This is a genomic window from Paraglaciecola arctica BSs20135 (assembly GCF_000314995.1).
Lineage (GTDB): Bacteria > Pseudomonadota > Gammaproteobacteria > Enterobacterales > Alteromonadaceae > Paraglaciecola > Paraglaciecola arctica.
On record NZ_BAEO01000034.1, the window covers coordinates 26,732 to 40,193 of the forward strand.

The following is a 13,462-nucleotide window of genomic DNA, read 5'->3' on the forward strand; positions in this document are numbered from 1 at the left end:
CAATGACCTTTTTGCGAGCGACAATATGTCTACCAACGAATCTATAAAACACTCCGCCATCAAATACAGCATATTTGCTGATCAATGGCGTGTAGAAATGGCGATAAAAGTCGATGGCCGCGCCGAAGTCAGCGCCACAGAAATCCTCAATAACGAAGTGCAGCCACCACTAGTGAGCTCGAAACAGTTATCCGATGAACAACGATTGCAATTGATTGAGTTTATTAAAATCACCCCTACAGTCCCTGATAAAAGTCGCGCGCCGGACACTGTTGTTGTGTTTGCTACAGAAAAAGGTTCAGTGCAATGGGATGAAATGCAATTACTCTCTGGTGCCGCCAAGGAGTTTCGTGAATGGATAGAGGCTAGTTTGCATCCTATCTTAAGGGTCACGCAACTGGCTTATCAACGTGGCCAAAAAGCCGATGCAGAACGAATTTATGCTATCTCCGCTTTGGCTTATCAAGAAGGATTAACTCGCTTATCTAATTGGTGGAAACCACCAGGACTTAGGGATGACACTAATGTCACTGTATTGGAGGCCCGCAAAACGCTGAAGGCATCAAAACACCTACAAGCACGAGCTGCTTTTTTAAAAGTGCTCGATGAACGTATGGGGATTTACCAGAGCAAATACCCTGATTGATAGAGCGTTCAAAAACTCTTCGAAATTAAACAAAAATATATCTTAGTGGGAGAAATCTGTAAAAGACGGCACTCATAGCCAATATTGATACTACGCTTAATAGCGGCAAGGGATGATCCGAATGGGCTTGGTACTGTCCCTTTGAAGATGTTTATATAAACATAGTAAGGAAATTATTTATGAGTGCATTAAATGGTGAAGTAATCATTGCGGATCAAAGTGTCGGTGATCCCATTCAATTAAAAATATTTGGTGATGAGTTTTATGCTCGAAGAGAAACTATAGATGGGTATACGGTTGTTTATGATACTCAGAGGGGCGAATACTGTTATGCAAAGTTAGCGGTAGGGCGATTGGTATCCAGCGGTATTCCTTTACATAAAAATAAACCTACAACTTTGCGCAAACACTTAAAAGACAGTCCAAAAGTACGCAATGAAAAATTCGGGTTACGCTATCAACAATTAAGACCTTCTGAAGAAGTAGGAAACGCTAGTGTTATGCGAACACTAGGTGCAGAAGGAGGATTATTAGAAGGACGTAAGCTGCATCAAGGAAATGTGCAGGGTCTTACCATTATTGTTGATTTTGATGATATACGAACCAACATATCCCATGCTGATGTTGACGCCATGTTTAACAGCGATAACTACAGTCAAAATGGCAATTTTTGCTCAGTAAAACGTTATTTCGAAATTGTTTCCAGTGATAAATTAACTTACACCAACCTAGTTGTTGGCCCTATTAGGTTGTCAAAACGTCGTAGTCATTACATTAATAATCTGTTGGTTAAAGAGGCAATGGATATAGTGGTGGATGATCTTGGAATTGATCTGCAACAATTTGATTCAAAAAATGAAGGCGTAGTGGATGCCATTAATTTTTTATATGCAGGGGTATCTCAATACGACGGGGATTTGTGGCCACACAATCATTTTCAACGATTAAGTTATGGCAACATGCGAACCCATTATTATCAATTGACTGGTTTAGGGCAGCATAGTGTTGATTTACGCATTGGCACCATTTGTCATGAGAACGGACATTTATTGTGTCGTTTTCCCGACATGTATGATTATGGAAAACGTGATGGTGATTTTGAAAAAAGCCAAGGCATTGGACGATATTGTTTAATGGGATCTGGAAATCACTTAAACGATCGACGCACACCAGCACCTATATGTGGATATTTACGAGAGTTGGCAGGATGGGTCGATCACATCATTGATTTAAATTCTGCAGGAGAATTTTCAGCTACACATGGGCAATACGATAGCATCTTAAAATATACAACAGACAAAGCAAACGAGTATTTTGTAATAGAAAACCGCTCTAAAATCGCCTTAGACAGGCATTTACCATCTAGTGGTCTAGCTATATTGCATTGCGACACTTTAGGTTCAAATGAGTGGCAAGAGGGTACCAGGAATGAACATTATCAATGTGCTTTAGTGCAAGCTGATGGACATTTGGATTTGGAAAATAATCGTAATGCCGGTGATGATACTGATTTGTTTACTGCTCAAAGTGGCATTGTGATTTCAGATGAAACGGTTCCCTCAAGCCGGGAGTGGGACGATACAGATTCAGGATTGCAACTTCGTGATGTCTCAGAACCCGCTTCGGTTATAACGTTCTCGGCGGGTATTTCTGCCAAGCCTAGTCACTTTACTGTCAGTTCATCTCCAAATCTAGTTATTCCAGATAATGATAGCGCTGGTGTCGCCAGTCATTTGAGTGTTAATTCAGCTGGAGAAATACAAGCAATATCCGTAAGTGTGCAAATCATCCATAGTTGGATAAGTGATTTGAAAGTAAGTTTACGTTCACCGTCAGGTTCTTCTGCTATTTTACACGACCGAACAGGCAATGATGGCGATGACATATTTGAAACTTGGAACAGTCTTGAACTAGATAGTAGTCCTGAACTGGCTAGTAGCCCAGAATTGGCCAGTTTAGCAGTATTTCATGGCGAAAATGTAGAGGGAGAATGGACCCTTAATGTACAAGATAATGCGTCAGCAGACGTGGGGCGTTTGTTATTTTGGGAACTAAATATTGAAGTAAATCCAGTTTCTGTGCGAGAAATCGAGATTGAGTCTACTCCTAACTTAGTGATCCCTGACAACAACTTCCAAGGTATAACCTCTCAAATATCTCAAAATAAAAAAGGACATTTAAAAGAGATAACTGCTTGGGTTGATATCGAACATAGTTATATCGGAGATCTACAAGTAGAGCTGCTAGCACCATCCGGGCGCATTGTATTGCTGCATGACAAGGAGGGGGCTTCTAAAAATAACATTAAACGTTCTTATAACACGATTGATACGCCTAGCCTGCAAGGGTTGCTGAATGAATCAATAGCGGGTAATTGGCAGTTAAGGATCCGAGATTTAGCTTCTGCTGATATTGGGGTATTGCAGGCCTGGGGACTAAAAATAAGTTACTAGATAATGTTTGTTGTTGCCAGTCTTCGTAAGGACTGGCAAAGCAGTCGATGATGTTTATTTATACTGTTCTAAAACCCGTGACAATCGTAACCTTCAAGTCTTTTGGGCTTTTTATTCATATACAAAAAGTGCTCATAACCCACTGAAAAGGCAAAAGGATTGGCATTATAATCTGCGTAATATTGATCCCGACCTAATTTTGCTTCGTTAACACCGGAAGCAAAACCACTTAAGAAATCATCTCTATTGTTCATCAATAAATTTATGGTATCAGTGTCACTATCAACAACTTCAAAAACACCTTCATGGATGAATTTATCAAGTACTGCCACGTTGAAAGAACCGCTATAAATCTCCGTTTCAGGATCAAATGTCACCATAGATGTGCTGTTATTGCTGGTGGCCTCCATTAGAGAAACGAACAACTCACGTACTTTTTTTGAAATCAACTTAGCTGCCTTTTATACTATTGCCCATAGATAATTGAAGATGAACTCAATATCTAAAATCTTCAACATTAATAGTATCAGTAAAAGAATGCTCTAAAAAGACTAGCCAATTGCCAATATGCTTCTTAGTTGGTCTCCCAACAGGCCGGGTAATATTCCGAGTAACAGAAGACTTGCCGTAATAAGACCTACCCATATTTTGGTTACATAGGCACCTGATGCTTGGTGGATGTCACTTTTGGCAGGAGCAAAAAGCGTGAATATGACCCGCAGGTAATAATAGAGTCCTACGGCACTGCCCACCAACATGGCCGTGACTAGCCACCAAGCAGAGAGTTTTATTGCTAGAGTGAGCAGATAAAATTTACCAATAAAACCTATAGTAATAGGCATACCGGCCAACGATAGAAAAGCGATAGTCATAATACTCGCAAGCCATGGATGTTGCCAAAACAAGCCTTGTAATTGAGGTAACTCATCGACATCTTGCTGGTCATCGAGCCTGGATAATAGTGTGAGAACGGCAAATATTAAGATTGAGGCAACCAAATAAGCTAATAAATAATAACTGACACCTTCGAGCACTAAACTGTGATCTATGCCCATGGCAATCACGCCCGCCACTAACACATAACCCATATGGGCAATAGCCGAGTAGGCCATCAAACGCTTCAGACTTTGTTGTTGCAAGGCCAACCAATTGCCTAACAGCATACTGGCAATCGCCATCCAGCTCAGCATTCGGATCATGTCGGCTTCAAAATCAGCGGGGACAAGCAGGATTAATTTGATAAACAACGCAAAGACTGCGGCTTTAGACAAACTGGTGAGCAGCAATGTAGAATTAACCGGTGCCCCTTGATAAACATCTGGTGTCCAGAAATGTAACGGAACCAGAGACAATTTAAAGGCAAGGCCTGCTAATACTAAAACAAAGCCACTTTTGGCCATCAGGCCCATGGGTGATTGCAGCATATCAACTAGCATCATCTGTCCGCTGCTGGCATACAATAAGGCAAAACCTATAAGCAATAAACTAGTGGCAGCGCCAGACAACAACAGGTACTTCATTGCACCTTCGAGGGCGAGTTTACGTTCTCGGTTATAAGCGAGAATGGCTAACATCGCCAAACTCATTAATTCAATGCTGAGGATCACGCTGCCCACATGGCGAGACATCACTAACAACATTGCACCTAAGCACGAAAGTAACAGCAGTAAATAAAACTCCTCCGCCACTTCTTTACAGTTTGCTCCCATGTACGGGCCTTGTAGCAGGGCAACAGATATTCCTACCAGCAACAGTAATAAACTAAAGAAGCCGCCAATGGGTTCGTACTCAAATAGTATGGTGATGGTCTTCACATCTGTGGGGTATTGGTAAATTAACGCCGCGAGCGCCAGCAACAGAGTGACCAGACAAATGCCTTGGGCAATAAAATGACTGCGTTTCCAACTTGCTTGGATCATCACTGCCAGAATACCAGCACTGATAATCAACACAGGTAACAGCAACCACAATTCTTGCATGCTCATGGATGTGCCTCCCCGGCGATTTGCATCAAACTACTAATGGTTTCGCTACTCAGATCCAACACTATATGTGGTTGTAATCCGAAATAGATTAAGGCGACTACTAAAAGACTGGTGAATACCAATTCCCGCATATGCAAGTCAACTACATCCACATTGGGCGGCCCTTGAAAAGCGCGTTGAAATAAATGCAGGCCATAAACAGCCGAGAGAACTATGCCTAAAGATGCCACTATGGTTTGCACCGGAAACTGTTGATAGCTGCCGAGTAAGGTGAATAACTCACCATTGAAGTTAGCCATTCCCGGCATACCAATGCCTGCCATCACAAAAATCAAGGTGACCGTGGCCATTTTCGGAGCACTCGCCCACATGCCACCCATTTTTCCAAGCTCACGACTATGAATACGATGTTGGATGAGACCAGCCATACTAAACAAGGCAGCGCTGCTTATTCCATGAGCCACTATGGTCAAGATGGCGCCTTGCAAGGCCACTTCATGCCAGCTAAATAATGCTAACAATACAAAACCCATATGACTAATGCTCGAATAGGCTACCAGACGTTTAAAGTCAGTTTGGCTGTAGGCCATCAAGGCCCCATAAATAATGCTAATCACTCCCAGAGTGACTGCCACTGGCGCAAATTCCATAGTGGCGCTTGGGAAAAGTGGTAAAACAATGCGGATCAATCCATAGGCACCAGTTTTGAGTAAAATGCCCGCCAATAAAACACTACCAGCTGTGGGAGCTTGGGTGTGGGCATCGGGTAACCAGCTATGAAATGGCACCATAGGTAATTTAACCGCGAAGGCAATAAAGAAACCCAGCATCAGCCAAAATTGCATATTCTCGGGTATCACTAATTGCTGTAATTGACCAAGATTAAAGCTAAGTTCCCCTGTTTGGTCTTGATGGTAAAGCGCCAAGGCAATGATGGCGACTAACATCAACAAACTGCTTACTTGGGTAAAGATAAAAAATTTCAGCGCAGCATAGCGACGACCTTCATGACCCCAAATCAGAATTAATGCGGTCATGGGCAATAACATCACTTCCCAAAATAAGAAAAACAAGAACAGATCGGCAGCTAAAAACACCCCTATAATACCTGCCACGCTAAACATCAAATTGAAGTGGAAGAAGCCTCGATGTTTTTCGATATCATTCCATGAAACCAAAACCGCCAGCATGGCTAATGCTATTGTCAAGATGACGAGCAATAAGGCAAGGCCATCGAACAACAACGCAAAATGAATATTAAAGCGCGCAAACCACTCCCAGCTAAGGCTGCTGGTCCCATTGATGCCAAGGTAGATACTAAAAATCAACAGCCCGGATAGACTAATTAGGGTGATCCAGTTGCCTGAACTTTTAAATTTATTCTCACTGATCCAGGCGAAAACACCAAAAATCAATGGGAGCCAAATCAGAAAACTTAACGCCACCATAGTAACCCTCCTAACATCAGGGCACAGCCAGCGAGGGTGCCGAACAGATACCAGCGCAACTTACCGTTTTGGCTGATAACCAAGACTTCATTAAGACTAAAATTGAGCCAGCCTACGAAGTGATAGAAATGGTCTATCACATCACTTTTGTTTATACGGGCAAACAGTTGCAAGGGTTTGGTAAAAATCTGCTCATAGAGCCAGTCGAAACCTAATCCATCCCGGCAGAAATGACTGATAACTCCATCATTAGCCTGCATAGCTTTGCGTGGAAAATACAATGCCCAAGCTAGGATAAAACCCACCAAAGACGCAGCTACAGGCATCCATTCAATCCACAAGGGAATATGCGGATGATGAGCCGGGCCAAATACCAGACTAAAATCTAAGCTAATAAATCCGCCGATTACAGCTAATGTCACTAAAGGTAACAAGGGCACCACTAATTGACTGGATGCTTTGTAATCAGCTTCTTTTAGATCATGATTGGCTGGGCCAAAACAAACAATAAATAACAGGCGAAAACTGTACAGGCTAGTGAGGAATGCACCAAGTACGCCAATCCACCACAGAGTTGGGCCGGCGGTATGAGCTTCGTAAGTTGCCGCTAGTATGGCTTCCTTACTAAAAAAACCAGAGCTGCCAGGAAAGGCCACCAGGGCTAATAATCCGATTAACAAAAAGGTAGAGGTCAGAGGTAAACTTTTAAACAAACCACCCATCTTGAAGATATCTTGCTGGTGGTGCATTTTCAAAATAATGCTACCAGCCGTTAAAAACAACAGCGCTTTAAAAAATGCATGGGTCATAAGATGGAAAATAGCGCCATCAAAAGCCAAGGCACCTAAACCCAAAAACATATAGCCAATTTGACTCATAGTGGAGTAGGCTAAAATGCGTTTTATGTCTGTTTGGGCGAGGGCGGCTACGCCTGCCAACACTAAGGTTAGCGCGCCAATCCAAGCAACTAAATTGAGTATTCCTTCAACTTGTAGAAACAGCGGATGCATTCTGGCAATAAGATACACGCCTGCTGTCACCATAGTGGCAGCGTGTATCAGTGCGCTTACTGGGGTAGGACCAGCCATGGCATCAGGCAACCAAGTTTGCAGCGGCAATTGAGCCGACTTACCTACTGCGCCACCTACTAGTAATAAACAGGCTAACCATAAATTGGATTGAGAAACTTGTACTGTTGAATCGACAATAGTAGTGATGTGTAAACTACCAAATTCACTAAATAGGATCAGCAAGCCGATCATCATGGCAGTATCGCCAACCCGAGTCACAATAAAAGCTTTTTTAGCGGCAACAACGTTATCGGCCTTATGTTGCCAGAAACCGATAAGCAAGAAGCTGCACAAACCCACACCTTCCCAGCCTAAATACAACAGCACTAGGCTATCGCCTAACACCAGCATCAACATGGCAAATACAAACAGATTCATATACACAAAAAAGCGCTGCACATCTTTGTCGCCGAACATGTAGGCCGCGGCATACCAGTGGATCATCCAACCCACGCCAGTTATCACCCCCATCATCACCAATGAAAGCTGGTCTAGATGTAAACCGAAGTTAAGGGGCGCTCCAGCAATAGGCAACCAATTGAATAAAACTTGTTGGAAAGAATCACCACCCATGCCCAAAAACTCGATGCCAATAAGTAGTGTCAATATGGCGGCTAAAGCCATTGAGCCCACCCCAAATACAGCAACTAACATAGGTGAAAGTCGACCTGCCAGCAGCAACAATATTATGGACGAGACAAGGGGCAATAGCGGTACAAGGAAAAGCAAATCTTGCATATTCATCCCTTCATCTCATCTAGTTTATCAATATCCAAGTCGCCAATGTGTTGACGTAAACGGATCAGCAAGGCCAGGCCGAGTCCTACTTCAGCAGCGGCAATACTTAGGATCAGGATATAAATAACCTGTCCGTCTGCTTGCTGCCATAGACTTCCGGCCAAAATAAACGCTAGCGCGCCTGCGTTTAGCATAATCTCCATAGACATCAGCATAAACAGGGTGTTTTTACGGCTTAACAAACCCACTAGCCCGATAGCCCAAAGCAGTGCAACCAACACAAAACCATGTTCAATAGGAACTGTCATTATTGGCTACCCCCTTGCGTAGTGGTTTTTTTGGGAAGCTCTTTGGCCAGATGATAACCACCGACTAATCCTGCCAAAAGCAAGAATGAAGCAATTTCAACTGCCAGCAAATAAGGGCCAAATAACAATGAACCCACAGCTCTGGCATCCACTAACTCTATTTGCGTGACTGATGATGGGTTTGTGGCCCAGTTTTGCTGAGACAGTAAAACAAAGACGATTTCCCCGAGTAAAATCATGGCTAATAGAGATGGTCCCACCCAGCTTTGCCAAGTTAACCATTGCTGCTCTCGATCGATGTCTGTTTGATTGATATTAAAAATCATCACCGCAAATACAAACAACACCATAATCGCACCGGCATAAACGATAATTTGCAGGGCAGCTGCAAAGGGTGCTCCCAGTAGATAAAAACACATGGCCAATGCCAATAAACTCACTACTAAATACAGTAGCGCGTGTACAGCGTTTTTATTGGTGACAACAAACAGGCTAGCTAGCACGGCAATACTGCCACTGACATAGAATAATAGTTGGCCACTCTCGATATTCACGGCATTAAGCTCCTTACATCAACGGGAGGTTTTTCATTATCGGCTTGTCCTTTGTCTTTGCCTTTAATGCTGATACCGGCTTTGTGATAGAAGTTGTAATCAGGATATTTACCAGAGCCGTCAATCAACAGGTGCTCTTTTTCGTAGACCATGTTTTGTCTGTCGTATTCGGCCATTTCCACATCAGGGGTCAGCTGAATAGCATAAGTAGGGCAAGCTTCTTCACACAAACCACACATAATGCAGCGTGAGAAATTAATCCTGAAAAAATCGGCTCTCCAGCGGCCGTGATCGTCTTCGGTTTTTTGTAGGGAAATACAATCGACTGGGCAAGCCACGGCACACAAATTACAGGCAACACAACGTTCTTCGCCATCAGGATCCCGGGTCAATACAATTCGGCCGCGGTAACGAGGTGCTAAATAAGGTTTTTGTTCGGGGTATTGAACCGTGTCTGTGCGATCAAACAAATGTTTGAAAACTGTCCACATGGTTCTAATTTGGGTGTGCATGATTAAAAATCTCCCCATAACTTGACAACGGCAGTGCCCACCAGATTGAGTAGTGCCAGTGGTAACATCCATTTCCAACCAAACTCTAATAACTGATCAAAGCGAGGGCGAGGCAAGGCCGCTCTAAGAAGAATAAAGAAACAAATCAAGCTCATGGTCTTCAACACAAACCACACAAAAGGGGGTAACCAAGGGCCCATCCAGCCACCTAAAAACAGGGTAGTGATCATCATCGAAATCAACATCATGCCGAGATATTCACCTAGAAAAAACAAGGCAAATTTAATCCCTGAGTATTCAGTATGAAATCCAGCCGTTAATTCAGTTTCTGCTTCGGGAAGATCAAAGGGTAATCTATGGCTTTCAGCGACTCCGGCAATCATAAAAACTACAAATCCAATAAATTGCGGGAACACAAACCACATATCTTGTTGCGCTAGTACAATATCGCTTAATCTGAAGCTACCGCTTAAAATCACCACACCTAGCAGTGACACACCCATAAACACTTCATAACTGATAGTCTGTGCGGCAGCACGCATCCCCCCTAAAACTGCATATTTGTTGTTAGAGGCCCAGCCTGCCAGTACCACTGAATACACCGCCATCGAGGTCATGGCTAGAAAAAACAACAAGCCAATATTACTGTCTGAGACCACTAGTCTCGGTGCCATTGGCACCACAGCAAAACTCATCAATATTGCCATTGCGCCTATAAGTGGTGCTAATACAAATACTGGTCGGTCGGCAAATGGAGGGATCCAGTCGTGTTTGAAGAGAATTTTTATCAGGTCGGCGAGGGATTGCAATATCCCAAAGTAGCCAACCCGATTTGGGCCATAACGTTGCTGAAAAAAACCTAACAAACGTCGTTCAAACCATACCAACATCGCGGCTGTAGGTACCAAAATAGCCACCATAAGGGCGATCATTATCATCAGTTCTAATTCAGGCATCAGCTTACTCCCTCAATAAAATGGATAGGGATGGTTTGATCTTGCGCCAGCAGGCGGTCTCGATGGTGCTGTTTGACTGTCACTTGTTCAGCTTGTTGTTGTAATATTTGCTCTTTGTATGCTGATGTTTGTTTACTTGTGGCGGCAGTAAGCTGATCACATTGGTTTATTTCGAATAGCTGATCAGCCGGTACATACACCAATACACTGCTTTTTGGCACAGAGTGACTGGTTGTCAATTGTAAGGGGGTAGGGTTGTCATCACAGTAAATCAGTTGCCCAGCGATAAAGCTAAATTTCTCAGCATCCCCTGGACTCATCACAATTTGTGCCTGCACTTTTAGCTGAGCAATGGGCAGCGCATGTAAACTTAAATTATCGCTGCCAAATACTTTTTGTAGCGGCAATATCTGCCATTGAGCTTTGCTGTTTTTTGACCAATCTGCTTGCCATTTAAACCATTGATCGCTGTGTTTTGCGGTAATACATTTCACGCCATCTTGTGGATAAAGCTCACTGCCACGGTATTCATCGCGAAATTTATGGTTCGACTGATTAGAATTCCAACCCGGAGACCAGCTATAAGCCAAAGGAAACTCTTTGGATTGACCCGCTTGTATGCCTTCCATGCTTTGTTTGTAAGGCGCACCTATTTCACTAAAAGGTTTAGGCTCATGCACGGTTTGATTGGCCAACATAGCAGTACGGCCACTCACTCTTGGCGTTTGCAAAGCTAAAGGGGTTTGATGGTGCTCATTAAAGTGCACACTCAGCTGTGGATAATCTTGGCTGAGTAAATCCCGCAGTTGACCCAAATTATCGACTTCGCCAAGTGAATGCTGACGTAATCTGGCGATATTCACTAGCCATTGCCAGCTTGGTAAACATTGCCCAGATGGTTTAGTTGCAGGTAAGTGAGATTGGATTAAACCCTGATAGTTAAGTTCTGAACCACTGCATTCACTAAAACTGGACACTGGCAGGTTTATTTCGTCGGTTCTAGGTGTTCCGAGTTGACTTAAACGTATTACATTATCTGATTGAAGACGCCACTCATCGAGTCTTTTGGCAAAAGTAGCAGAGCTATGATCTAATACCAACAAATTGGTCTTTTCTGTATTTTTATTTTCAGCATTTAAGCTGTCTATGCTCAAATATCCGCCTTGAGTCAATAAGCCTAAACCTAAGGTATTTGCCTCGGGCGGCACAATGCACAACATGGCATCATCTTCAGCATTTTTGTTGCCAGAATTTTGCGCTTTTAGGGCATTGCGAATATTACTTGCTGCGGCTAATAGGGCAGGGTTATTAGCTGACCAACCTGTGACTATCAAAGGGCGTTTAGCTGTTTTGAGGATCTCAAGCAGTTCAAGTGTTTGTGGCGCGACTTTAGTGACTTTAGGTTTGGTGGCGCGATCATTGAGTAAATTGGCCAACAAAAATCCTTGTTCAGCAGCTTGTTTGGCGTCGCAGACTAAATGAATAGTGGCTTGTTTTGCTAAGTCATTTTCACCATAACCCAGAATGGCCAAAGGCACTTTATTGTGAGGTTGTAAGGCTCTTACTGCCGCATCTTGCCAGCCAGGTACTCTGTATTTTTCAGCTTGCTCACGAGCATTATTAAGCAGAGCTTGCCTGATCGATAACGCAATGCGTGGTGCACTATTGTTTACGTCCTCAGCCAATATCACTATTGCATCAGCTTGTTCCATTTGTGCCAAACTGGCTGCTTGCCATTGATTCAAAATAGCCAGATGGGTTGACAGTAACTTTTCTTGTTGAGCATCAAGTCCAGGGTTGAAGTTTTCACTTCCAACAAGTTGTTGCAGAGCAAAATTATCTTCCAAGCTGGCTTGGCTACTGCCAATGCCAATCCATTTATTGTGGTTTTTTAGGCGTACATTTAAGGTGGTATCAGCCCATTGACTTTGCTGTCCATCCAAAGTGATGGTTAGGCGGCGTGCCTCGTTATCGACATAGGAAAAACCATAACGGCCACGATCACATAGAAAATAACCATTTAAATGATCATTAAAGCGATTGGTGACACGTCGCACCGAGCCATAACGTTCCGATAAACTGGTGTTGCAGCCTACTGAGCAGTGTTGGCACACCGATGGAGCAGACTGTAAATCCCACTTACGGCTATAGTGATCCCCAAAAGGTTTGTCAGTAAACACCCCAGTTGGACATACTTCTACTAGATTTCCTGCAAATTCACTTTCTAGAGTGCCATCACTCTGGCGGCCAAAATATACCTTATTGCTTGAAGCTTGCGCGGCTAAGTCTGTGCCTCCAGCATAATCTTTGTAAAACCTTTCACAGCGATAACAAGTGATGCAGCGATTCATTTCATGTTTGACTAAGGGGCCAAGATCCTGATTCACAAAGGTAGTTTTTTTGCCTTTGTAGTGTCGTTCATGATGCCCTGTCATTACCGTCATATCTTGTAAATGACACTCACCACCCTCAGCGCAAACTGGGCAATCATGGGGATGATGAGTCATTAATGCCGCTATATTTTGTTCTCGAAACACTTTCTCTGCAGGCTGTTGCATACTGACGCGCATGCCTTCAGTTACTGGTGTCATGCAGGCAACAATCATTCGTCCGCGAGCGTCATTTTCGTCTTGGTATTGAGTCATAGCACATTGCCGACAAGCGCCAACAGAGCCCATGGCCGGATGCCAGCAGAAATAAGGCAAGTCTAGTTTTAACGACAGACTAGCCTGTAATAGGTTTTGCCCATCCTTAACGGTATATTCTTGGTTATCGATAAAAATTTTGGCCAT

At 43.3% G+C, this 13,462-nt stretch carries 11 protein-coding genes; 2 read left to right on the forward strand and 9 right to left on the reverse strand.

The features are described 5' to 3' along the window. Window positions 1–25 precede the first annotated feature (25 nt). Both GARC_RS12695 and GARC_RS12700 read left to right on the forward strand, forming a co-directional pair. The gene (locus GARC_RS12695; RefSeq protein ID WP_039989563.1) at window positions 26–646 is read left to right on the forward strand and encodes a hypothetical protein; all 621 of its coding nucleotides are present in this window, start codon (window positions 26–28) and stop codon (window positions 644–646) included. 179 nt (window positions 647–825) lie between these two features. After that, window positions 826–3,099, forward strand: a complete 2,274-nt coding sequence (locus GARC_RS12700) for a M6 family metalloprotease domain-containing protein (protein ID WP_007620637.1) — start codon at window positions 826–828, stop codon at window positions 3,097–3,099. A gap of 68 nt (window positions 3,100–3,167) precedes the next feature. Here the strand turns inward: GARC_RS12700 and GARC_RS12705 are convergent, their stop codons facing one another. The 9 genes from GARC_RS12705 to nuoG all read right to left on the reverse strand — a co-directional run bounded on the left by GARC_RS12705 (window position 3,168) and on the right by nuoG (window position 13,462). Further along, window positions 3,168–3,548 (reverse strand): hypothetical protein, encoded by a 381-nt coding sequence (locus GARC_RS12705; protein ID WP_007620638.1) that lies wholly within the window; start codon window positions 3,546–3,548, stop codon window positions 3,168–3,170. A 102-nt stretch (window positions 3,549–3,650) separates the two neighbouring features. Then, window positions 3,651–5,084, reverse strand: a complete 1,434-nt coding sequence (locus GARC_RS12710; protein ID WP_007620639.1) for an NADH-quinone oxidoreductase subunit N — start codon at window positions 5,082–5,084, stop codon at window positions 3,651–3,653. After that, on the reverse strand, window positions 5,081–6,532 hold the full coding sequence (locus GARC_RS12715) for a complex I subunit 4 family protein (RefSeq protein WP_007620640.1): 1,452 nt from the start codon (window positions 6,530–6,532) through the stop codon (window positions 5,081–5,083). Before GARC_RS12715 ends, GARC_RS12710 begins: the two co-directional genes overlap by 4 nt. Beyond that, the gene (gene nuoL, locus GARC_RS12720; RefSeq protein ID WP_007620641.1) at window positions 6,520–8,340 is read right to left on the reverse strand and encodes an NADH-quinone oxidoreductase subunit L; all 1,821 of its coding nucleotides are present in this window, start codon (window positions 8,338–8,340) and stop codon (window positions 6,520–6,522) included. The genes GARC_RS12715 and nuoL overlap by 13 nt, the downstream gene beginning before the upstream one ends. 2 nt (window positions 8,341–8,342) lie before the next feature. Continuing rightward, window positions 8,343–8,648 carry an NADH-quinone oxidoreductase subunit NuoK gene (nuoK, locus tag GARC_RS12725; protein ID WP_007620642.1) on the reverse strand — a complete coding sequence of 102 codons (306 nt, stop codon included), beginning with the start codon at window positions 8,646–8,648 and terminating at the stop codon, window positions 8,343–8,345. Beyond that, on the reverse strand, window positions 8,648–9,202 hold the full coding sequence (nuoJ, locus tag GARC_RS12730; protein WP_007620643.1) for an NADH-quinone oxidoreductase subunit J: 555 nt from the start codon (window positions 9,200–9,202) through the stop codon (window positions 8,648–8,650). Before nuoJ ends, nuoK begins: the two co-directional genes overlap by 1 nt. Then, on the reverse strand, window positions 9,199–9,714 hold the full coding sequence (gene nuoI / locus GARC_RS12735) for an NADH-quinone oxidoreductase subunit NuoI (RefSeq protein ID WP_007620644.1): 516 nt from the start codon (window positions 9,712–9,714) through the stop codon (window positions 9,199–9,201). Before nuoI ends, nuoJ begins: the two co-directional genes overlap by 4 nt. Window positions 9,715–9,716: 2 nt before the next feature. After that, complete coding sequence (gene nuoH, locus GARC_RS12740) at window positions 9,717–10,670, reverse strand: NADH-quinone oxidoreductase subunit NuoH (protein WP_007620645.1); 954 nt, start codon at window positions 10,668–10,670, stop codon at window positions 9,717–9,719. Further along, window positions 10,670–13,462, reverse strand: a complete 2,793-nt coding sequence (gene nuoG, locus GARC_RS12745) for an NADH-quinone oxidoreductase subunit NuoG (RefSeq protein WP_007620646.1) — start codon at window positions 13,460–13,462, stop codon at window positions 10,670–10,672. Before nuoG ends, nuoH begins: the two co-directional genes overlap by 1 nt.